Source organism: Streptomyces sp. NPDC019937, from assembly GCF_040631655.1.
Lineage (GTDB): Bacteria > Actinomycetota > Actinomycetes > Streptomycetales > Streptomycetaceae > Streptomyces.
This window is the reverse complement of record NZ_JBEYAL010000043.1, coordinates 1-20,583: the sequence shown is the minus strand read 5'-3', so window position 1 is coordinate 20,583 and position 20,583 is coordinate 1. Positions and strand designations below refer to the sequence as shown.

Sequence of the window (20,583 nt, the reverse complement as noted above, 5' to 3'; positions counted from 1 at the left end):
TCCGCCCGGCCCGAGCCGGGTGTCAAACGTCCCATTTATCACTCTCCGCACCGCTAGGTAGGCCCACCCATGCCTGAAACGGCCCTGAACAAGGCCCCATACGCCGACCCCCGGCGCTGGAAAGCGCTGATATTCATCGCCCTCGCGCAGCTGATGGTCGTCCTCGACGCGACCATCGTGAACATCGCCCTGCCCTCGGCCCAGGCCGACCTGCACATCTCCGACGGCAACAAGCAGTGGGTCATCACCGCCTACGCCCTCGCCTTCGGCGGCCTGCTGCTGTTCGGCGGCCGGATCGCGGACCTGTGGGGCCGTAAGCAGACCTTCATCGTCGGGCTCATCGGCTTCGCCGCGGCCTCGGCGCTCGGCGGCGCCGCGGTGGGCAGCGGCATGCTGCTCGGCGCCCGCGCCCTGCAGGGCGTCTTCGGCGCGCTGCTCGCGCCCTCCGCGCTCTCGCTGCTCGCCGTGATGTTCACCGACCCCAAGGAGCGGGCCAAGGCGTTCGGCGTCTTCGGCGCCATCGCGGGCGGCGGCGGTGCCGTGGGCCTCATCCTCGGCGGTGTCCTCACCGAATACCTGGACTGGCGCTGGACGTTCTTCGTCAACATCCCGTTCGCCATCGTCGCCGCGGTCGGCGCGATCTCCGTGATCCGCGAGCCCGGCGAGAGCCGTAACCCCTCCAAGCTGGACGTCCCCGGTGTGCTGCTGGCCACCTCGGGTCTGGTCGCGCTGGTCTACGCCTTCACCCGCGCCGAGTCCGACGGCTGGACCGCGGGCCCGACCCTCGCGCTGTACGTCGCGGCCGCCGTGCTGCTGACCGCCTTCGTGATCGTCGAGTCCCGGGTCAAGGCGCCGCTGCTGCCGCTGCGCGTCGTCACCGACCGCAACCGCGGCGGGGTCTACGCCTCGCTGGGCCTCGCCGTCATCGGCATGTTCGGTCTGTTCCTCTTCCTCACCTACTACATGCAGATCGTCAAGGGATACAGCCCGGTCCAGACCGGTCTGGCCTTCCTGCCGATGGTCGCGGGCATGATCACCGGCTCGACGCAGATCGGCGCCCGGCTGATGACCCGGGTTCCGCCGCGGCTGCTGATGGGCCCGGGCTTCCTGGTCGCCGCGTCCGGCATGCTGCTGCTGACCCAGATCGACCTGGACAGCTCGTACCCGGCGCTGATCCTGCCCGCGATCATGCTGCTCGGCCTCGGCATGGGCACGGCGTTCATGCCCGCGATGAGCCTGGCCACCCATGGTGTCGAGCCGCGTGACGCGGGCGTCGCCTCCGCGATGGTCAACACCTCGCAGCAGGTGGGCGGCGCGATCGGCACCGCGCTGCTCAACACCATCGCCGCCAGCGCCACCACGGCCTACGCCAAGGGCCACATGGCCACGGCCTCGTCGCCGAAGCTGCTGCAGCTGCAGTCGATGGTGCACGGCTACACCGCGGCCATCGCCTGGGCCGTCGGCATCCTGCTGCTGGCCGCGGCGATCGCCACGACCCTGATCAGCGCCGGGAGGCAGGACGGCGGCGGCGCGGTCGCCGGTTCGGCCGACGGGGCGGTGGAGGACGCCGTTCCGGTCATGGCGCACTGACGACGCGTACGGACGCATGGGCCCCGCTCCCCGGCATGCGCCGGTGGAGCGGGGCCTGCGTGCGCCTTTGGGTCAGCGCAGCCAGGGGAGATCGGCGCCCTCGGGCTGGAGCCCGTCGGCGATGATCCGGCAGACGTCGCCGAACTGGGCGATCTGCTCCGAGGTGAGCCGGTCGAAGATCGCCGAGCGGACGGCGTGGACATGGCCGGGCGCGGTCTGCTTGAGGACGTCGAACCCCTTCTCGGTGAGGACCGCGTTCTGTCCGCGCTTGTCGGAGGGGCAGTCCTCGCGCCGTACCCAGCCGTCCTTCTCCATGCGGGTGATGGCGTGGGAGAGCCGGGAACGGGTGATCTTGGCGGCCTCGGCCAGTTCCGTCATCCGCATCTGGTGGCGCGGCGCCCAGGAGAGCTTCACCAGCAGGCTGTAGTAGATGTGCGGCATGCCCGCGTCGCGCTGCAGCTGACGGTCGAGATGGTCTTCCAGCAACATCCTGGCCTGGACGTACGCGAGCCAGGTGCGCTGTTCGTCATCGTTCAGCCAGCGGGGCTCGTCGGTGTCGGTGCCTGTTCCGGTGTCCGGGGCTGTGTCTGCGTCTGTGTCTGCGGCTGCGGGGGAGTTCATGGCGTCCACATCGTTCAGTGTAAGGACTACTTCTTGAATTTTAAACAAGTGTGCGATACCGTGAAGTCGCATACTGCTTGAGACTTCAAGCTTTCTGATGTTCGTCTGGCCGAGGAGCCGCCGCCGTGTCGCGCATGCCCGCCCTCTATCTCAGCCATGGTGCTCCGCCGCTCGCCGATGATCCGGTCTGGCCCGGACAGCTCTCCGCCTGGGCGGCGGACCTGCCCCGTCCCGCCGCCATTCTGATGATCTCCGCGCACTGGGAGGAAGCCCCGCTCGCCATCGGCGCCACCGAGACGGTTCCGCTGGTCTACGACTTCTGGGGCTTCCCCGAGCACTACTACCGGGTCCGCTACGCCGCGCCCGGCGCGCCCGAGCTGGCCGAGCGCGTCCGCAAGACGCTGCGCACCGCGGGCACGCCGGTTCAGGACATCCCCGACCGGGGGCTCGATCACGGTGCCTACGTACCGCTCGTCGAGATGTACCCGGACGCCGACATCCCCGTCCTCCAGGTCTCGATGCCGACCCTGGACCCGCGGAAGCTGATGGACATCGGCCGCAAGCTCGCCCCGCTGCGCGACGAGGGGGTGCTGATCGTCGGCAGCGGCTTCTTCACCCACAACCTGGCCGCGCTGCGCCACGCCGGCCCGACGCCGCCCGGCTGGTCGACCGAGTTCGACGACTGGGGTCAGCGTGCCCTCGCCGGGCAGGACATCGACGCCCTGCTCGACTTCGAGCACGCGTCCCCCAGCGGCTCCCTCGCCCACCCGCGCACCGAGCACTTCGCCCCGCTGTTCGTCACGCTGGGCGCGGCGGAGTCGGAGCTGGACAGCCAGCGGAGCGTGATCGACGGCTTCTGGATGGGGCTGGCGAAGCGGTCGCTGCAGCTCGGCTGAGGCCGGGCGGGCGGCTCCGCCCGTTCGGTCCGCTCACTCCTCCCGGGCGTGGAAGACGTAGAACGACGCCGCCGCCATCGCCAGCGCCACCGCGAGGGCGATGACGGACGCCCGGGCCACGGTCGCCCCGCTCAGGCAGTACAGGAAGCCGATCACGCAGCCGAGGAGCGCTCCGTACAGCCCCGCCTTGGCCTCCGGCAGCAGCCGCCCCTGGATCCGCCCGACCAGGTAGCAGGCCGCGCCGACGACGACCGCCCCGACCAGGCCGAGGAGCCCGGCGGCGAGCACCGTCGCGCCCTGGTTGTGGTCGATGAACATCGCGTAGCCGCCGCTGAGGACACCCAGTACGAGGGGGACCACCCAGGACGCGGAGGCGTGGAGCGGCACGGCGGGGAGATGCGGCCGGTGGCGCTCGCGGGCCGGGGGCGCCTTCATGACAGGACTCATGGCAGGACCTCCTCCCCTCAAGCGCACACCCGCCCCGGGCCTCCGGCAACCGGTCCGGGCAACCAGAAGGCCATGGGATCCGTCTTGTGGGATGAGAGGCGCGGGTGGGAAGGCGGGGGAAAGGTGGCCGCTCCGGCGCGGTCGGCGCCCCTGACCTGCGTTTCTCGACGCTGTCGCCTCGCGCTGAACCCCCTGTGGCGGCACAGGGTACTGCATGATCGTAAAAAGGTGGGCGCGGCTTGGGAATTCTGTCCGGATTCCAGTCGTTGTTTCCATCGGACGGGGCACCCGGCCAGGGAAGGTCCGTTCATAGTCCGCGCCCGATCCATCTGTAAGGGAGCACGCATGGCAACCCGTGCCGTCGCCCGCAATCAGGCCACCACCGGTGGTGCTGAGGGGGCCAACAGTGTTCGCGCCACAGGCGGGGAGATCGCCGATCGCGACCTGGTCGGCATGTATCTCGACGAGATCGCTCGCACCCCGTTGCTGGACGCGGCGAAGGAGGTCGAGCTGTCCCAGGCTGTCGAGGCGGGTGTATATGCCCAGCAGATTCTGGACGGGGAGGTCGAGGACGCCGGAGCCGCGGGCGCGAGCCGAGAGGAGCTCGAGGCCATCGCCGCCGAGGGTGCCCGCGCGAAGGATGTCTTCATCCGCTCGAATCTGCGCCTGGTCGTGGCCGTGGCCCGCCGTTATCCGCGCAGTGGTCTGCCCTTGCTCGACCTGATCCAGGAGGGCAACGCGGGCCTGGTGCGCGCCGTGGAGAAGTTCGACTACACCAAGGGCTTCAAGTTCTCGACGTATGCCACGTGGTGGATCCGCCAGGCCATCACGCGCTCGATCGCCGATCAGTCCCGCACGATCCGGCTGCCCGTCCACCTGGTCGAGGAGCTGGGCCGGATCCGCCGGGTGCAGCGTGAGTTCAACCGTGAGCACGGTCGCGATCCGGAGCACTCGGAGATCGCCGAGGAGCTGGGCTCCACGCCGGAGCGGGTCTCGGACGTGCTGGACTGGGCGCGCGACCCGGTGAGCCTCAACATGTCGGTCGACGACGAGGGCGAGACCCAGTTCGGCGACCTGCTGGAGGACACCTCGGCCGTCTCGCCCGAGCAGTCGGTGATGACGCTGCTGCGCAGCGAGGAGCTGGAAGACCTCATCGGCCGCCTCGATGACCGGACCGCCTCCATCATCAAGGCGCGGTACGGCATCGATGACGGGCGGGAGCGCACGCTCACCGAGGTCGGCAAGCAGCATGGGCTCACGCGTGAGCGCATCCGTCAGATCGAGAAGCACGCGCTGCTTGAACTGAAGAAGATGGCCCGTCAGACCGGCTTCGACGCCGCGGCCTGAGCCGCCGCGCCGCATGGATCCGACCGCACGTCACAGACCCCATAGACCGAGCCCCGGCGCACTCCCCCGAGCGCCGGGGCTCTTCCTTGCCTGATCGGGTGACTCGCGATCGGGTGACTCTCGTCGGGCGGCTCCCGTCAGGCTGCTCAGGCTGCGAAGCCGCCGTCCACGGCGATCGACGCCCCGCTGATGTAGCGGCCGCTCTCGCCCGCGAGATGGGCGACGGTCGCGGCCACCTCCGACGGCAGTCCGTAGCGGCCGAGCGCGGTCAAGCCGCTTTGCAGGGCGGCGCTGTCGCCGTCGGCGGGGTTCATGTCGGTGTCGATCGGGCCGGGGTGGATCAGGTTGACGGTGATCCCACGCGGGCCCAGCTCACGGGCGAGCGCCTTGGTCAGGCCGGTCAGGCCGGTCAGGCCGGTCAGGGCGGTCTTGCTGGTCGCGTAGAGGCTGCCGCCGGGGAAGGCGACGCGCTCGGCCATGCAGCTGCCGATGGTGATGATCCGCCCGCCGTCGGCCATTCGCTCGACCGCCGCCTGGGCGGTCAGGAACGGCGCCCGGACGTTGACGTCCAGGATGCGGTCCACGTCCTCCGGCGACAGCTCGGTGAGCGGGCCGAGCGCTCGCACGCCCGCGTTGTTGACCACGATGTCCAGGCGCCCGAATTCGGCGGCGGCCCCGGCCACGGCCGCCCGCGCCGCCGCCGGGTCCGCGCTGTCCGCCCGGACGGCCAGGGCCCGGCGGCCCAGCGCCTTGATCCGTTCGACGAGGTCGGCCGCGCGGCCGGCCTGATGGTGGTAGGTCAGGGCGACATCGGCGCCGTCCTCGGCGAGCCGGAGGGCGATGGCCCGCCGATGCCGCGGTTGCCTCCGGTGATCAGGGCCACTTTGCCGCCGAGTGTCATGTCCGCTCCCGGATGCGAGGAATGCGATGAAGATGAGGGATGCCCGGGTGTGCTGTGATGCCCTCGGACATGTCTGGTCCTGGCGGGGTGCGCCGGGGATCTGGCCCAGCTTTCGAAGCTGGCCCGAGTCTGTCCGGTCGAGTTTGTTTCGTGCCCGAGTCTGTTTACTTTCCGGAAGTGGCGACGTAATCTGGCCGCGAAATCACAGGTTCGGGCATGGAAGGGACGTAAACCCACATGTACGCACCGGAGCGTCAGCAGGAGATCCTCCGGCTCGCCCGCGACAGCGGACGGGTGGATGTCCTGTCCCTCGCCGAGGAGTTCCAGGTCACCGCCGAGACCGTGCGGCGTGATCTGCGGGCCCTCGACCGGGCCGGTCTGGTGCGCCGCGTGCACGGGGGCGCGATCCCGGCCGGACGTCTCGACTTCGAGCCCGACCTCGCCGAGCGCGAGAGCACCGCCGCCGACGAGAAGGACCGTATCGCGCGCGCCGCCCTCGCCGAACTCCCCGCCGACGGCAGCGTGATCATCGACGCCGGGTCGACGGCGGCCCGGTTCGCCGCCGCCATCCCCCTGGAAGCCGGGCTCACCGTGGTCACCCACGCGCTGCCGATCGCCGCCCGGCTCGCCGACCACCCCGGCATTGCCCTGCACCTGGTCGGCGGCCGGGTCCGCCACCGCACCCGGGCCGCCGTCGACGCCTGGGCACTGCGCGGCTACGGCGAGATCAGGGCCGATGTGGTCTTCCTCGCCACCAACGGCTTCTCCCCGGACAGCGGGCTGACCACCCCCGACCTCGCGGAGGCCGCCGTCAAGCGCGCCATGATCGGCTCCGCCCGCCGGGTCGTGCTGCTCGCCGACTCCGGCAAGTACGGCCAGGAGCACTTCGCCCGCTTCGGCGGCCTCGACCATGTCGACCTGCTCATCACGGACACCGGTCTCAGCCCACAGGACGCCCTCGCCATCGAAAAGCAGGGCACGGAAGTAGTACGCGCATGATCCTCACCGTCACCCCCAATCCCAGCCTGGACCGTACGTACGAGATCCCGGTGCTGGAGCGCGGCGCCGTGCTGCGGGCCACCACCGACCGCGTCGATCCCGGCGGCAAGGGCGTCAACGTCTCGCGCGCCGTGGCCGCCGCCGGGCACCGCACCGTGGCGGCGCTGCCGCTCGGCGGACCCGAGGGTGCGCTGCTGGCGCGGCTGCTCGAGGAGCTGGGCATCGAGGCGGCGGGTGTGCCGGTGCGCGGCTCGACCCGGGTCAACATCTCCGTCGCCGAGCCGGACGGCACCCTCACCAAGCTCAACGCGAGCGGGCCCGAGCTGAGCGACACCGAGGCCGAGGCCCTGCTGGAGGCGGTACGGAGCCGGGTCGCCGACGCCGACTGGATCGCCTGCTGCGGCAGCCTTCCGCGCGGGCTCGCCCCCGAGTGGTACGCCGAGCTGGTCGCCCGGGCCCACCGCGCGGGCGCCAGGATCGCCCTGGACACCTCCGGCCCCTCCCTGACCGCGGCCCTGCGCGAGCGCCCCGATGTGGTGAAGCCCAACGCCGAGGAACTCGCCCAGGCCGTCGGCCGCCCGATCGCCACCGTGGGCGAGGCGGTCAAGGCCGCCGAGGAGCTGCGCGAGCTGGGTGCCCGCGCCGTCCTGGCCAGCCTCGGCGCCGACGGCCAGCTGCTGGTCGACGGGACCGGTGCCTACTTCGGTACGGCCAAGGTCGCGACCGTCCGCAGTAATGTCGGTGCGGGCGATGCCTCGCTCGCCGGATTCCTCGCCGCGGGCGGCACCGGAGCCGCCGCGCTCGCCTCGGCCGTGGCCCATGGCGCGGCCGCCGTACAACTGCCGGGCAGCGCGATGCCGACCCCGGCCGACCTGGACCCGTCCGCCGTCACCACGACGTCGGACGTCCCGCTGGAACGCGTGCTCAAGGAGCCCGCGTGACCGGCCCGACCCACTCCCACCCCCCAGTCCCCACCCCCTCCGCCCGCCTGCCCCAGGGCGGTATCGCACCCAAGGGAGCCGCGAGATGAGTGAGCTGATCACCGCGGATCTGGTCGACCTTGACCTGTCCGCCGACACCAAGGAAGCCGCCGCCCGGTCGCTCGCCGAGCGCATGGTCGCGGCGGGCCGGGTCACCGACCTCGACGGCTTCCTCGCCGACGTGGCGGCCCGCGAGGAGCAGATGCCGACCGGCCTGGACGGCGGCATCGGCATACCCCACTGCCGCAGCGAGCATGTCACCGAGCCGACGCTGGCCTTCGGGCGCAGCGCGACCCGGATCGACTTCGGCGCGCCGGACGGACCGGCCGACCTGATCTTCCTGATCGCGGCCCCCGCGGGTGCCGACAGCGATCACCTGACGATCCTGTCCAGCCTCGCCCGTTCTTTGATGAACGCCGAGTTCACCGGCGCCCTGCGGGCCGCCGACGACCCGGCCCGGGCGGCCGCCCTGATCCGCGGTGACGAGGAACCCTCCGCGGCCCCGGACAGTGCCGCGGCCAGCGCCCCGGACAGCGCCGAGGAGGAGCCCGCGGCCGAGGAGCCGAAGGACGCGGCGAACGGCCCGGCGGAGCCGACCGGGGCCTCCGCGCCGACCGGGGTCTCCGAGGCCGCCGGGGCCACGCCCGCACCGGCTGCCGCGGCGGCGCCCTTCCGGATCGTCGCCGTCACTTCGTGTCCCACCGGCATCGCGCACACCTACATGGCCGCCGAGTCGCTGGAGAACGCCGCCCGTGAGGCCGGTGTCGATCTGGTCGTGGAGACCCAGGGCTCGGCCGGGTTCGAGAAGCTGCCCGCCGCCACCATCGCCGCCGCCGACGCGGTGATCTTCGCGCACGATGTGGAGGTCCGGGACAAGGAGCGGTTCGCCGGGAAGCCGACGGTGGACGTCGGGGTCAAGGCGGGCATCAACCGCCCGGCGGAGCTGGTGGCCGAGGCGCGCGACAAGGCGGCGCGCGGCGAGACCAGCGCACCGGCGGACGCGGCCGATGACGCCTCGGACGGCTCCGCCCCGATGGACGCGGGCGGCGACCACTTCGGTACCCGGCTGCGCAAGTGGCTGATGACGGGCGTCAGCTACATGGTCCCGTTCGTCGCCGCGGGCGGCCTGCTCATCGCGCTCGCCTTCGCGATCGGCGGCTACGAGATCGCCAACGCCAAGTCGGTCGCGGACCACTTCGTGTGGACCGAGACCGCCAGCTGGGCGGCGCTGCTCTTCCAGATCGGCAGCGCGGCCTTCACCTTCCTGGTGCCGGTCCTGGCCGGATACATCGCCTACGGCATGGCCGACCGGCCCGGGCTCGTGCCCGGTTTCGTCGGCGGCTTCATCGCCACCACGATCAAGGCGGGCTTCCTCGGCGGTCTGGCCGCGGGCCTGATCGCGGGCGCGGTCGTCATGGGCATCCAGCGGTTCAAGGTCCCGGCGGCACTGCGCGGCATCATGCCGGTCGTGGTGATCCCGCTGATCTCCTCGGCGATCGTCGGCTTCCTGATGTTCGTGGTGATCGGCAAGCCCATCGCCTCCGCCCAGGGGGCGATGACCGACTGGCTCAACGGACTCTCCGGCGCCAACGCCATCGGCCTCGGCGTGATCCTCGGCCTGATGATGTGCTTCGACCTCGGCGGCCCGGTCAACAAGGTCGCGTACGCCTTCGCCACCGGCGGCATCGCGGTGTCCAACCCGAGCGACGGCAGCCTCAAGATCATGGCCGCGGTGATGGCGGCCGGTATGGTCCCGCCGCTGGCGATGGCGCTGGCCACCACCGTGCGCGGGAAGCTGTTCACCAAGACCGAGCGGGATAACGGCAAGGCCGCCTGGGTGCTGGGCGCCTCCTTCATCAGCGAGGGCGCCATTCCGTTCGCGGCGGCCGACCCGCTGCGGGTGATCCCCTCCTCGATGGTGGGCGGCGCGATCACCGGTGCGCTGTCGATGGCCTTCGGCTGCACGCTGCGCGCCCCGCACGGCGGCATCTTCGTGGTCCCGCTGATCGGTCAGCCGTTCCTCTACCTGCTGGCCATCGTGGCGGGCACGGTGGTGACGGCCGGACTGGTGGTCTTCCTCAAGGGGCTGCGGAAGAAGACGGAGGCCGGCGCCACGGCCACGGCCGGTGGTGACGCCTTCGCGAAGGGCGCCGCCGGGGACGAGGAGAAGGTGGCGGTCGCGGTCTGACCCCATCTCAGCCATCCCCCACCCCATCCGTGGCGAGGCCGCGCGCAGCGTAGTAGGCGCTGAGCGCGGCCTCGCTGCCTGAGCCCATCGCGGTCGCGATCCGCTGGAAGCGGGCGGAGCGCAGATCACCGGCCGTACGGATACGTGGGGGCTGGCGCCCGGGCGGGCAGTAGCCGGACCCGCCGGTGACGAGGGACCCGGCGGGCGGCGCCGGGGCGCTGCCCAGATTCAGGAACACCAGGTCGGCCGTGAGGGCACGCCGCTCGCCCGCGACGGTCAGCGCCTCGGCCCGCGGCGGCGCGGACGGAGGCCCCAACTCCAGCCGCCGCACGGCCACCAGCTCCACCCGGGCGTCCTGCCCGATCTCCTCGGTCTTGTAGGTGTCCTCGGGCGGATGGGCGACCAGGAACCGGGTCCGCAGGCCCGGATGGGCACGGGTGAGGGTGCCCAGTGGGCGGTCCGCGCCGAGGACCAGAACCGTGCGGCCGGTGATCGCGGCGGCGTCCGCCTCCCACAGCTGGGGCAGCTCCCGGCCCTCCGCTCCCGAGAGCCACCCGGTGGCGGCGGGCGCCAGCGGCCCCACCCCGGTGGCGACGACGGCATACGGCGCGGTCAGCCGCGCGCCGGCCGCCCCCGGGCCCTGGACCGTCACCTCCACCCGGTCCTCGAACGCCTCGATCCGCGTGGCCCGCCGCCCGAGTGCGACCCGGCAGAGGTCACACCCCTCCACGTCGGCCTTGATCGCCGCCGCCATCCCCGGGCCGGTGGTGAAGCCCAGGACGTTGTTCACCACCGGGATGCGCCGCAGCGCACCGCACAGCGCGTCGCCCGACTCGACGAGGACGGACCGCATCCCGAGGCTCGCCGCCATCACGGCGGCCGCACAGCCCGCCGGACCGCCGCCGACAACCAGCAGATCGGCCTCCATGGTGATCCCCCTCCCTCTCATCCCGCTCAGCCCTTCTCGGCCCGACTCGGGCCCTCTCGCCCGCCCGACGGACATCCGCTCAGAACGGTCCGCCGTACAGATCCCGGTACGCGGGGAAGACCCCGCCCGGACCGTCCACGCCCTCCGCCGCCAGCACCGCCTTGACCACGGCCCGGGTGAGCGCGTCCGCCCCCGCCGCCAGCACCTCGTTCAGCGCCCCGGCCTCCCGGTGCACCCCGAACGCCGGATCCTCCGCACCGTCCCCGCTCTCCTCCGGCACCAGCGGGCGATCACCGGTGGCCAGGGCGAAGACGGTGTCACCGTCGGACATCAGATGCACCGGCCGGATCGCCCGGGCCAGACCGTCGTGCGCCGTGCCCGCGAGCTTGTGCGCCTGGGCCCGGTTGAGCGCGGCGTCGGTGGCGACCACGGCCAGGGTCGTGTTCAGCGGAGGCCGCACCGACGCGGCCTGGCGCCGCTCCGACTCGGCCCGCGCGGCGGCCAGGCGGCGCGCCGCCTCCGCGTGCTCCTCCCCACCGGGGCGGTGGGCCCCGGCATCACCGGACGGCCCATACCCCTGCCCGTACAGCGCTCCGGTCCGCGGGTCGACCACCGATCCGACCGCGTTGACCGCCACCAGCGCGGCCACCGTGGCACCGGACGGCAGCACCAGCGACGCCGATCCCATGCCGCCCTTGAGCCCACCGGCCACCGCGCCCGCGCCCGCACCCGCGTTGCCCTGCGCCACCGGCGCGCCCGGCTCCGAGCGGGCCGCCGCCTCGGCGGCCTCCCGGCCCAGGTCGGCACCCGGCCGGGCCCGCCAGTCGCCGCCCCGGCCCAGGTCGAAGAGGGCGGCCGCCGGGACGACCGGGACGACCTGCGCCGGATCGGGGCCCACCCGGAAGCCGCGGCCGTGCTCCTCCAGCCAGCCGGCCACCCCGGAGGCGCTGTCCAGTCCGAAGGCGCTGCCGCCGGTCAGCACGACGGCGTCCACGCGCTGGACGAGATTGCGCGGATCGAGGGCGTCGGTCTCCCGGGTGCCCGGGCCGCCGCCGCGCACATCGACGGCGGCGACCGCGCCGCCCTCGGGGGCCAGCACGACGGTCGTTCCGGTCAGCCATCCGCCTCCGGTGCGCTGCGCATGGCCGACGCGCAGCCCGGGTACATCCGTCAGTGCGTCGGCCCGGCCGGGTTGCGGGGAGTCATGGGTGGTTCGCTCGGCATCCATGAACGCTATGCGTAGCACGGTGGCTCGTGTCATGGTCGGGCACCGAGGCGTGACCGGCCCCGGAACGAGGGCTCCCGCGGGCACCTCCGGGCTGCGTGCGCCGGGCCATCTCCACCTCATATAGCGGTCGTTCATCAGATGTTGATGACGTGCCAGCAGGCTGTGCGGTATGCCGTTCGTCCCCGCCTCAAGGAATACCGCCGTGCCTCGTGCCTCCCGGACGGAGGAGCTCCCGACCCTGGCCGCCGCCACGCGGCAGACCTCCCGAGTGGCCCTCCGGTGGATCAGCGAGCCCGACTGCACCGAGGAGCTGACCCACGCCGAACTGCTCGACCAGGCCGCCAGGGCCGCCGCCGCCCTCACCCGGCTCGGAGTCCGGGCCGGTGACCGGGTGGCGGTCCATCTGCCGCTGGTGCCCGAATCCGTGATCGCCACGCTCGCCTGCGGCCGCCTCGACGTCGTACGCGGCAGCCTGCCGGTGGGACTGCGCCCGCACGAACTGCGCGACCGGATCAGGGAGATGGACGCCAAGATCGTCATCACCGCGGACGGGGAACAGCGCTGCGGCGAGCAGCACCCGCTCAAGCAGCTCGTCGACCGGGCGCTCACCGGCTGCCCCGGCGTCCGGAACGTGCTGGTCGTGCACCGCCTCGGCCGCCCGGTGTCCTGGAAGCCGGGCCGGGACCTGTGGTGGCACGACGAGCTCGGCCGGTACACCGAACCGCTGCCGCGGTCGTACGCTTGAGCCATGAGCGATGCCCCCGACCCAGGACCGCGCGATCCGGCCGCCGCGCTGATCTTCGACGACCCTCTGGCGCAGCCGTCCTCGGACGACACGGACCGCGGGTGGGGCGAGCGGACTCCCGGCGGACACGGCGCCGACAGCGCCGCGGATCTGGCCCGGTTCCTCGACGAGAAGCCGCCCCACCACCTCTGACCGAGCAGGCGCTGGATCAGGTGCTGGGGCCGCCTTCGCGGCGGGCCACCAGCTCGTCCCGGATCTCGCGGAGCAAGATGATCTCCTCGGCCTCCGTCTCGGCCAGCTCCTCCTCCGCCCGCTGCTCCCGGGCGGCCTTGCGCGCCAGATAGCGCGACATCGGCAGCACCATCAGGAAGTACACCACCGCCGCGGTGATGAGGAAGGTCAGCACGGCGGACAGCACGCTGCCCCACAGGATCGGGATGCCGCGCGCCACCTCGCCCGCCGCGTTGGTCTCGCAGGGCGCCTTGAGGCAGGAGCGGTACTTCTCCAGGTCCTTCGTGCCGAAGGCGCCGACTATGGGATTGATCAAGCCCTTCACTATGGAGTTCACGACGGCGGTGAAGGCGGCTCCGATGACGACCGCGACCGCGAGGTCGATCACATTGCCGCGCATCAGGAAGGCCTTGAAGCCCTCCAGGACGCTCTGCTTCTCCTCGGGCACCTTCTCTGTGCTCAACCCACTGCCTTTCTCTCGCCGCCACGGTGCAGGAGCGGACGGTTCCGCAACCTACACCGGCGTCGATTCGGCCCATGAGGTGAGGCATGCGTGTCAGGAGCGGCACAGGGTCACCGCCAGACGTGAGGTGGCCTCGGCCCCGGCGAGGTCGGCGGCGGCCGGACGCGGCACCGTGAGCACCACCAGCGCCCCGGCATCCGGTTCGTCCACCCCGACCGCCGGCGGATCACCGCCCCGGAGGCCGGGGACGGAGGCCACCCGGACCCCGCGCGCGACCACCCGCGCCGGGGCACCGGAGCCGTGGCGCCGGACGGCCTCGGACGTGGGCGCGGCCAGCACGTCCACCCGGTCGCCGGGGTGCAGCAGCCGCACCGCCGCCGCGTCGGCGATCCGGACGGGCGCGGACACCGTGGCGGGGTGCGACGGCTCGTACCGGCTCCGGGCCGCGGTGGTGGGGGAGGGCTCCGGGCGCGCGGAGCCCTGACCGGACGGTGCCGCGGCGGCGAGCGCGGCGGCCGTCAGTGCCAGCCCGGCCGCCATGGAGCGCCGCCGTCGCCGCACGGACCGCCGCAGCCGGTATCCCCCGTCGCGCGCCACCCGCACCGGACCGAAGGGCGGCACCGCGCGGGCCGGGGGAGTGGCACGGGACGGCGGAGAAGGCGCGCGGAGCGGGGACGCGGGGGACGGGAACGAGGACGCGGGGCACGGGGACGGGGAGAACGGGTGGGACATGGCACAACACCGCCTGCCGTGAGGAGCCGGGAGCTTCTGGCCCCCTCACCATGCCCGTCCCCGCCCGATCCCGCCGGGGCCTGTGGACGGCCGCCGCCTTGTGGACAACTCGGTCCCCCACACGAGCGCGCACCCCTCCCAGCCCGCCCGCTACGGCAGCTCTATCCCCAGTTCCCAGCCCTCGTGCCCGTGCGCGCACAGGCAGTCCCGGTCGGCGTTGTCCGGAAGCCCGCTCACCGCGTCGAAGAGCACCTCGCGCAGCCGCCCGACGTTCTCGCCGAACACCTTCAGCACCTCGGCGTGCGAGACGCCCTCACCCGTCTCCACCCCCGCGTCCAGGTCGGTGACCAGCGTCAAAGACGTGTAGCACAGCCCCAGTTCGCGGGCGAGTACCGCTTCCGGATGTCCGGTCATCCCGACCACCGACCAGCCCTGGGCGGCGTGCCAGCGCGATTCCGCCCGCGTGGAGAAGCGCGGCCCCTCGACCACGCACATCGTCCCGCCGTCCACCGGCTCCCAGCCGCGTCCGCGTGCCGCCGCCACCGCGGCCCGCCGTCCCACCGGGCAGTACGGGTCGGCGAAGGTCGTGTGCACCACGTTCGGCACCCGCCCGTCCGGAAGCGGCTCACCGTCGAAGAAGGTCTGGGTGCGTGCCTTGGTGCGGTCCACCAGCTGGTCCGGCACCAGCAGCGTCCCCGGCCCGTACTCCGGCCGCAGTCCGCCCACGGCGCACGGCCCGAACACCTGCCGCACTCCGGCCGCGCGCAGGGCCCACAGGTTGGCGCGGTAGTTGATCCGGTGCGGCGGCAGATGGTGCTTGCGCCCGTGCCGGGGAAGGAAGGCGACCCGCCGCCCCGCGATGTCGCCGAGGAAGAGCGAATCGCTCGGAGCCCCATAGGGAGTCTCCATGGTGATCTCGGTCACGTCGTCGAGGAAGGCGTAGAACCCCGACCCTCCGATGACCCCTATGTCTGCGTGTGCGCTGCTCGTCTCGGCCATGCGATCACCCTAGCCAGCCCCGGCGGGCGGCGCCGGAACACATCGCGCCCCCGTCCGCTTCCCTCGGGAAGCGGACGGGGGCGCGATGCGTACGAGGTCAGGCGGCCGAGCTGGTGCTGCTCGACGATGACGACGACGAAGAAGAAGACGTCGACGACGAAGACGAGGAAGAAGACGACCCCGAGGAGGTGTCCGAGGAGGAGGACGAAGACGACGAGGTCTTGTCCGACGACGAGCCGCTGTCGCTCTTCGCCGCGGACTTCGCCGAGCTGCCGCTCGAACCGCTGGACGAGGAGCGGCTGTCGTTCCGGTAGAAGCCGGAGCCCTTGAAGACGATGCCGACCGCGGAGAACACCTTCTTCAGGCGGCCCTGGCACTGGGGGCATTCGGTGAGCGCGTCGTCGGTGAACTTCTGCACCGCCTCGAGGCCCTCGCCGCACTCGGTGCACTGGTACTGGTAGGTCGGCACGTACTTCCTCCTGGCACTCTCACTCATTGAGTGCTAACGACGCTCCATAGTGCAGTATTCCGGCCCGCCAGTCCACTGCGGTACGGCATACGGTGACCTACGCCACGCCGTCAGCCATGTCCTCAGCCATTGCCGCCAGCCGTCCCGGTGCCCAGCCAGCCCGCCAGCTTGCCGCCCCGGCCGACCGCCCGCAGCCGCTGCTCGGCCGCGTCCCGGACCGGGTCGGTGGCCACGACCAGGAGTTCGTCGCCGCGCCGCAGCACGGTCGAGGGCAGGGGGACGAAGCTGGCGCCGTCCCGGACGACGAGGGTGACCGCGGCCCCGGGCGGCAGCCGCAGCTCGGCGACCTCCACCCCGTGCATCCGGGAGTCCTTGGGGATCGACACCGACAGCAGATGCCCGCGCAGCCGCTCCAGCGGCGCCGATTCGATGCCCAGGTCCGCGGTGCCCTCCGTCTCCTCCAGCCGCAGCCGGGTGGCGAGCCAGGGCAGCGTCGGCCCCTGGACCAGGGTGTAGACGATCACCAGGACGAAGACGATGTTGAAGACCCGGCGGCTGTCGGGCACCGCGCCGACCATGGGGATGGTGGCGAGCACGATGGGCACCGCGCCGCGCAGCCCGGCCCAGGACAGCAGGGCCTTCTCCCGCCACGCCACCCGGAACGGCATCGTGCTGACCACCACCGACACCGGCCGGGCGACCGCGGTCAGCACCAGGCCGACGACGATGGCCGGCCAGATGTCGTCGGCCAGTTCGTGCGGCGTCACCAGCAGTCCGAGCAGGATGAACATGCCGATCTGGGCGAGCCAGCCGAGCCCCTCGGCGAAGCCGCGGGTGGCCGGCCAGTGGGGCAGCTTCGCGTTGCCCATGACGAGCGCGGCCAGGTAGACGGCGAGGAAGCCGGAGCCGTGTGCCAGCGCCCCGCCCGCGTACGCGACGACCGCGATGGCCATCACCGCGATCGGGTACAGACCCGAGGCGGGCAGCGCCACCCGGCGCAGGCCGTACGAGCCGAGCCAGCCGATCGCCAGTCCGACGGCGGCGCCGATCGCCAGCTCCAGCGCTATCTCGCCGATCATGACGTACCAGTGGTCGATCGGACCCTGGCTGGAGAAGGCGACGACCAGGATCACCACTGGGGCGTCGTTGAAGCCCGATTCGGCCTCCAGGATGCCGGTGAGCCGCTTGGGCAGCGGCACCTTGCGCAGCACGGAGAAGACCGCCGCCGCGTCCGTGGAGGACACCACCGCGCCGATGATCAGCGCCTGCCGCCAGTCCAGCCCCACCACATAGTGCGCCGCGGCCGCGGTGACCCCCACGCTCACCGCGACGCCCGCGGTCGACAGCACGGCGGCCGTCGGCAGCGCGGGTTTGATTTCGCGCCACTTGGTGCCCAGGCCGCCCTCGGCCAGGATCACCACCAGCGCGGCATAGCCGATGACCTGCGTCAGTTCGGCGTTGTTGAAGGTGACGCCGAGCCCGTCCGAGCCGAGGGCGACGCCCATCCCGAGGTACAGCAGCAGGGTGGGGAGCCCGCTGCGCGAGGAGATCCTTACGGCCGCCACCGCGACGAGCAGGACGAGAGAGCAGACCAGCAGCAGTTCATTGAGGTGGTGGACAGTCAGGGGCCGAACCTTTCTCACATGAGCGGCGGGAGGACCTTCGGGGACGAGATGAACGGTTCCCGGCCGACCGGAACTTCATTGCCTTACCTAACATTTTACGGGTTCTTGACGCGGGCCTTCCACACGGGCCGCCCGCGGAGGTGTGGGAGACCTGCGGGAGGCCCGGTCCGGTGGCCGGTGGACGGCGTCAGTCATGACTCCGCGTAGGGGCGGCGACAGCCCTGCGCCTATGGTTGCTCCAGCACTCCAGGATCACCCTGCCCCTCGAAGGACAGCGATGCCCGCCAACAAAACCGGCTCTTCTCCCAAGAAGAAGGGCCGACGTCTCCGCCTGATCGTGATCGCAGTCGTGCTGCTGCTCGTGGGGGGTCTCGGCTTCGGCACGTACTGGAGTATCAGTACCGTGCGGGCCTCTTTCCCGGAGACCACGGGGTCGCTGCAGCTCAAGGGGCTTTCCGATCCCGTCCAGGTCAAGCGCGACGGTAATGGCATACCCCAGATCTACGGCGACTCACCCGAGGACCTGTTCCGCGCCCAGGGCTTCGTCCAGGCCCAGGACCGCTTCTGGGAGATGGACGTCCGCCGTCATATGACGGCCGGTCGGCTCTCCGAGATGTTCGGTTCCGGCCAGGTGGAGACCGACGCGTTCCTGCGCACCATGGGCTGGCGCCGGGTGGCGCAGCAGGAATACGACACCAAGCTGTCGCCGTCGACGAAGAAGTATCTGCGGGCCTACTCCGACGGCGTCAACGCCTACCTCAAGGATCACGAGGGCAAGGCGCTGTCGGTCGAATACGCGGCGCTGGACTTCAAGAACGACGGCTACAAGCCCGAGAAGTGGACCCCGGTCGACTCGGTCGCCTGGCTCAAGGCCATGGCATGGGACCTGCGCGGCAATATGCAGGACGAGGTGGACCGCGCCCTGGCGTCGAGCCGGTTGAGCGCCAAGCAGATAGAAGAGCTGTACCCGTCGTATCCGTACAGCCGGAACAAGCCGATCGTCCAGGGCGGCGCGCTCAACGAGGCCACCGACGAGTTCGACCCCAAGGCGACGTCGACGGGCACAGCGGGCGCCACGGGGTCCACCGGCGCCACGGGCGGCGCGGCGGGATCCACCGGCGTCCCGAGCGGGGTGGGCGGAGCCACCCAGGGGCTGCAGAGCCGGCTCACGTCGATGTCGAAGACCCTGGAGAAGGTTCCGGCGCTGCTCGGCCCCAACGGCAGCGGCATCGGCTCCAACTCGTGGGTCGTCTCCGGCAAGTACACGACCACCGGCAAGCCGCTGCTGGCCAACGACCCGCACCTGGCGCCCCAGCTGCCGTCCGTCTGGTACCAGATGGGCCTGCACTGCAACCAGGTCAGCAGCAAGTGCCCGTTCGACGCGGCGGGCTACACCTTCTCCGGGATGCCCGGCGTGGTCATAGGCCACAACCAGAACATCAGCTGGGGCATGACCAACCTGGGTGCCGACGTCAGCGACCTCTACCTGGAGAAGGTCACCGCGACGCACTACCTCTACGACGGCAAGCAGGTCCCGTTCCGCAGCCGTGAGGAGACCATCAAGGTCGCGGGCGGCAAGAACCGCACGATCACGGTACGCAGCACCAACAACGGGCCGATCGTCTCCGACCGGGACGACGAGCTGACGAACGTCGGCAAGAGCGCGCCGGTCGGCAGCGGGGCCGACGATGTGGCCCCCGACCGCGGCGACGGCTACGCGGTCGCCCTGAAGTGGACCGCCCTGTCCCCGTCCAACAGCATGGACGCGGTCTTCGGGCTGAACTCCGCGCGCAACTTCGACGAGTTCCGCAAGGCGGCCCGCGACTTCGCGGTCCCCGCCCAGAACCTCATCTACGCCGACACCAAGGGCAACATCGGCTACCAGGCGCCGGGCAGGATTCCGGTGCGCAACGAGGGCGACGGCCGCTACCCGGCGCCCGGCTGGGACTCGCGCTACCGGTGGTCGTCGAAGTTCATTCCGCAGTCGGCGCTGCCCTGGGAGTACAACCCCGACCGCGGTTACATCGTCACCGCCAACCAGGCCGTCATAGACAAGAAGAAGTATCCGTACCTGCTGACCGACGACTGGGGATACGGCGCGCGGAGCCAGCGCATCACCGACCTGATCGAATCCAAGATCAAGGACGGCGGGAAGATCTCCACGGATGACATGCAGTCCCTGCAGACGGACAACAGCAGCGAGATCGCCAAGGTGCTGACGCCCTATCTGCTGAAGATCAACGTCAAGGACCCGTTCGTCCGCGAGGCCCAGAAGCTCCTGGAGGGCTGGGACTACACCCAGGACGCCGATTCGGCGGCCGCCGCGTACTTCAACTCCGTCTGGCGCAACACCCTGATGCTCGCCTTCGGCGACAAGCTGCCCAAGGAGCTGCGGGTCAAGGGGCAGTGCCTGCGGGTGCGGCCGGCCGGGGACTCCGGTCCGCTGGAGGACCTGGACGGGAACACCCGCCTGGTGCGCGAATGCGGTACGCGCGACGCCGACCAGGCCCAGCCCGACGGCGGCGACCGCTGGTACGAGGTCGTACGGAAGCTCATCAAGGAGCCGGGCAACGACTGGTGGAAGACCGCCGGGACCCGCAACCACCCGGGCGCGACCAACCGGGACCAGCTCCTCGCCCAGGCCATGAAGAACGCGCGCTCCGAGCTGACCGCCAAGCTGGGCAAGAACATCAACACCTGGAGCTGGGGCCGGCTGCACCGGCTGACGCTGAAGAACCAGACGCTGGGCACCGAGGGCCCGGGGGTCGTCCAGTGGATGCTGAACCGCGGCCCGTGGGACCTCGCGGGCGGCGAGGCGGCGGTCAACGCGACCGGCTGGAACGCGGCGGGCGGCTACGACGTCACCTGGGTGCCGTCGATGCGGATGGTCGTCAACCTGGACAACTTCGACAAGTCGCGGTGGATCAACCTCACCGGCGCCTCCGGCCACGCCTACAACGCGCACTACACGGACCAGACCGAGAAGTGGGCGAAGGGCGAGCTGCTGCCCTGGGCGTTCAGCAAGACCGCGGTGGACAAGTCCACCGACGATCAGCTGGCCCTCACTCCCTGAGGCGCCCCTGAGGCCGCAGACGGCCCGCTGCGGGCCTCTCCCGCCCCCGGCCAGGGGAGGGAGCCCGCGAACCTTCCGGCACAAGAAGTTCGCCTCCGGCGACGGCGCGTACCTGATGACC

18 protein-coding genes and 1 pseudogene are annotated in these 20,583 nt (G+C 71.6%); 9 read left to right on the top strand and 10 right to left on the bottom strand.

Annotation, left to right across the window (positions count from 1 at the left end):
- Positions 1-69 precede the first annotated feature (69 nt).
- Positions 70-1,590: an MFS transporter gene (locus ABZ562_RS33235; protein WP_361486886.1), complete on the top strand. Its 1,521-nt coding sequence runs from the start codon at positions 70-72 to the stop codon at positions 1,588-1,590.
- Positions 1,591-1,662: 72 nt separating this feature from the next.
- On the opposite strand, the gene ABZ562_RS33230 is transcribed toward ABZ562_RS33235, so the two are convergent.
- Positions 1,663-2,211, bottom strand: coding sequence for a MarR family transcriptional regulator (locus ABZ562_RS33230; protein ID WP_361487072.1), 549 nt, complete (start codon positions 2,209-2,211; stop codon positions 1,663-1,665).
- A 134-nt stretch (positions 2,212-2,345) separates the two neighbouring features.
- Between ABZ562_RS33230 and ABZ562_RS33225 the strand changes: the two genes are divergently transcribed.
- On the top strand, positions 2,346-3,107 hold the full coding sequence (locus ABZ562_RS33225) for a class III extradiol ring-cleavage dioxygenase (RefSeq protein WP_361487069.1): 762 nt from the start codon (positions 2,346-2,348) through the stop codon (positions 3,105-3,107).
- Positions 3,108-3,140: 33 nt separating this feature from the next.
- Here the strand turns inward: ABZ562_RS33225 and ABZ562_RS33220 are convergent, their stop codons facing one another.
- Positions 3,141-3,554, bottom strand: a complete 414-nt coding sequence (locus tag ABZ562_RS33220; protein ID WP_361486883.1) for a hypothetical protein — start codon at positions 3,552-3,554, stop codon at positions 3,141-3,143.
- Between the two features lie 345 nt (positions 3,555-3,899).
- On the opposite strand from ABZ562_RS33220, the gene ABZ562_RS33215 reads away from it, so the two are divergent.
- Complete coding sequence (locus tag ABZ562_RS33215) at positions 3,900-4,901, top strand: sigma-70 family RNA polymerase sigma factor (RefSeq protein ID WP_361486880.1); 1,002 nt, start codon at positions 3,900-3,902, stop codon at positions 4,899-4,901.
- Between the two features lie 146 nt (positions 4,902-5,047).
- Here ABZ562_RS33215 and ABZ562_RS33210 read toward each other — a convergent pair.
- Positions 5,048-5,802 (bottom strand): annotated as a pseudogene (locus ABZ562_RS33210) (SDR family oxidoreductase).
- Between the two features lie 237 nt (positions 5,803-6,039).
- Here ABZ562_RS33210 and ABZ562_RS33205 point away from each other — a divergent pair.
- From ABZ562_RS33205 to ABZ562_RS33195, 3 genes are all read left to right on the top strand, one after another.
- Positions 6,040-6,801, top strand: a complete 762-nt coding sequence (locus ABZ562_RS33205) for a DeoR/GlpR family DNA-binding transcription regulator (protein ID WP_361486877.1) — start codon at positions 6,040-6,042, stop codon at positions 6,799-6,801.
- Positions 6,798-7,742, top strand: a complete 945-nt coding sequence (gene pfkB, locus ABZ562_RS33200; RefSeq protein WP_361486874.1) for a 1-phosphofructokinase — start codon at positions 6,798-6,800, stop codon at positions 7,740-7,742. The genes ABZ562_RS33205 and pfkB overlap by 4 nt, the downstream gene beginning before the upstream one ends.
- 85 nt (positions 7,743-7,827) lie before the next feature.
- Positions 7,828-9,969 (top strand): fructose-specific PTS transporter subunit EIIC, encoded by a 2,142-nt coding sequence (locus ABZ562_RS33195; protein ID WP_361486872.1) that lies wholly within the window; start codon positions 7,828-7,830, stop codon positions 9,967-9,969.
- 7 nt (positions 9,970-9,976) lie between these two features.
- On the opposite strand, the gene ABZ562_RS33190 is transcribed toward ABZ562_RS33195, so the two are convergent.
- Positions 9,977-10,897 carry an FAD-dependent oxidoreductase gene (locus ABZ562_RS33190; RefSeq protein WP_361486870.1) on the bottom strand — a complete coding sequence of 307 codons (921 nt, stop codon included), beginning with the start codon at positions 10,895-10,897 and terminating at the stop codon, positions 9,977-9,979.
- A gap of 79 nt (positions 10,898-10,976) precedes the next feature.
- Positions 10,977-12,125, bottom strand: coding sequence for a P1 family peptidase (locus ABZ562_RS33185; protein WP_361486867.1), 1,149 nt, complete (start codon positions 12,123-12,125; stop codon positions 10,977-10,979).
- A 202-nt stretch (positions 12,126-12,327) separates the two neighbouring features.
- Between ABZ562_RS33185 and ABZ562_RS33180 the strand changes: the two genes are divergently transcribed.
- Both ABZ562_RS33180 and ABZ562_RS33175 read left to right on the top strand, forming a co-directional pair.
- Positions 12,328-12,870 carry an AMP-binding protein gene (locus ABZ562_RS33180; protein ID WP_361486864.1) on the top strand — a complete coding sequence of 181 codons (543 nt, stop codon included), beginning with the start codon at positions 12,328-12,330 and terminating at the stop codon, positions 12,868-12,870.
- Positions 12,871-12,873: 3 nt separating this feature from the next.
- Positions 12,874-13,062, top strand: coding sequence for a hypothetical protein (locus tag ABZ562_RS33175; RefSeq protein WP_361486862.1), 189 nt, complete (start codon positions 12,874-12,876; stop codon positions 13,060-13,062).
- 16 nt (positions 13,063-13,078) lie between these two features.
- On the opposite strand, the gene mscL is transcribed toward ABZ562_RS33175, so the two are convergent.
- The 5 genes from mscL to ABZ562_RS33150 all read right to left on the bottom strand — a co-directional run bounded on the left by mscL (position 13,079) and on the right by ABZ562_RS33150 (position 17,407).
- Positions 13,079-13,564 carry a large conductance mechanosensitive channel protein MscL gene (mscL, locus tag ABZ562_RS33170; RefSeq protein WP_361486860.1) on the bottom strand — a complete coding sequence of 162 codons (486 nt, stop codon included), beginning with the start codon at positions 13,562-13,564 and terminating at the stop codon, positions 13,079-13,081.
- A gap of 93 nt (positions 13,565-13,657) precedes the next feature.
- The gene (locus ABZ562_RS33165; protein ID WP_361486858.1) at positions 13,658-14,296 is read right to left on the bottom strand and encodes an RcpC/CpaB family pilus assembly protein; all 639 of its coding nucleotides are present in this window, start codon (positions 14,294-14,296) and stop codon (positions 13,658-13,660) included.
- 150 nt (positions 14,297-14,446) lie between these two features.
- Positions 14,447-15,295 (bottom strand): S-methyl-5'-thioadenosine phosphorylase, encoded by an 849-nt coding sequence (locus ABZ562_RS33160; protein ID WP_361486856.1) that lies wholly within the window; start codon positions 15,293-15,295, stop codon positions 14,447-14,449.
- Positions 15,296-15,392: 97 nt separating this feature from the next.
- Complete coding sequence (locus tag ABZ562_RS33155; RefSeq protein ID WP_361486855.1) at positions 15,393-15,764, bottom strand: FmdB family zinc ribbon protein; 372 nt, start codon at positions 15,762-15,764, stop codon at positions 15,393-15,395.
- Between the two features lie 122 nt (positions 15,765-15,886).
- Positions 15,887-17,407, bottom strand: a complete 1,521-nt coding sequence (locus ABZ562_RS33150) for a potassium/proton antiporter (protein ID WP_361486853.1) — start codon at positions 17,405-17,407, stop codon at positions 15,887-15,889.
- Positions 17,408-17,666: 259 nt separating this feature from the next.
- Between ABZ562_RS33150 and ABZ562_RS33145 the strand changes: the two genes are divergently transcribed.
- Positions 17,667-20,462, top strand: coding sequence for a penicillin acylase family protein (locus tag ABZ562_RS33145; RefSeq protein WP_361486850.1), 2,796 nt, complete (start codon positions 17,667-17,669; stop codon positions 20,460-20,462).
- Positions 20,463-20,583 lie beyond the last annotated feature (121 nt).

Bases quoted from the DNA above. Each gene is read 5' to 3' on its own strand.
- ABZ562_RS33215 (WP_361486880.1), top strand. From the start codon at position 3,900: ATGGCAACCCGTGCCGTCGCCCGCAATCAGGCCACCACCGGTGGTGCT.
- ABZ562_RS33160 (WP_361486856.1), bottom strand. From the start codon at position 15,295: ATGGCCGAGACGAGCAGCGCACACGCAGACATAGGGGTCATCGGAGGG.
- pfkB (WP_361486874.1), top strand. From the start codon at position 6,798: ATGATCCTCACCGTCACCCCCAATCCCAGCCTGGACCGTACGTACGAG.
- ABZ562_RS33190 (WP_361486870.1), bottom strand. From the start codon at position 10,897: ATGGAGGCCGATCTGCTGGTTGTCGGCGGCGGTCCGGCGGGCTGTGCG.
- ABZ562_RS33165 (WP_361486858.1), bottom strand. From the start codon at position 14,296: ATGTCCCACCCGTTCTCCCCGTCCCCGTGCCCCGCGTCCTCGTTCCCG.
- ABZ562_RS33195 (WP_361486872.1), top strand. From the start codon at position 7,828: ATGAGTGAGCTGATCACCGCGGATCTGGTCGACCTTGACCTGTCCGCC.
- ABZ562_RS33225 (WP_361487069.1), top strand. From the start codon at position 2,346: ATGCCCGCCCTCTATCTCAGCCATGGTGCTCCGCCGCTCGCCGATGAT.
- ABZ562_RS33185 (WP_361486867.1), bottom strand. From the start codon at position 12,125: ATGGATGCCGAGCGAACCACCCATGACTCCCCGCAACCCGGCCGGGCC.
- ABZ562_RS33145 (WP_361486850.1), top strand. From the start codon at position 17,667: ATGCCCGCCAACAAAACCGGCTCTTCTCCCAAGAAGAAGGGCCGACGT.
- ABZ562_RS33235 (WP_361486886.1), top strand. From the start codon at position 70: ATGCCTGAAACGGCCCTGAACAAGGCCCCATACGCCGACCCCCGGCGC.
- ABZ562_RS33175 (WP_361486862.1), top strand. From the start codon at position 12,874: ATGAGCGATGCCCCCGACCCAGGACCGCGCGATCCGGCCGCCGCGCTG.
- ABZ562_RS33230 (WP_361487072.1), bottom strand. From the start codon at position 2,211: ATGAACTCCCCCGCAGCCGCAGACACAGACGCAGACACAGCCCCGGAC.
- ABZ562_RS33205 (WP_361486877.1), top strand. From the start codon at position 6,040: ATGTACGCACCGGAGCGTCAGCAGGAGATCCTCCGGCTCGCCCGCGAC.
- ABZ562_RS33220 (WP_361486883.1), bottom strand. From the start codon at position 3,554: ATGAGTCCTGTCATGAAGGCGCCCCCGGCCCGCGAGCGCCACCGGCCG.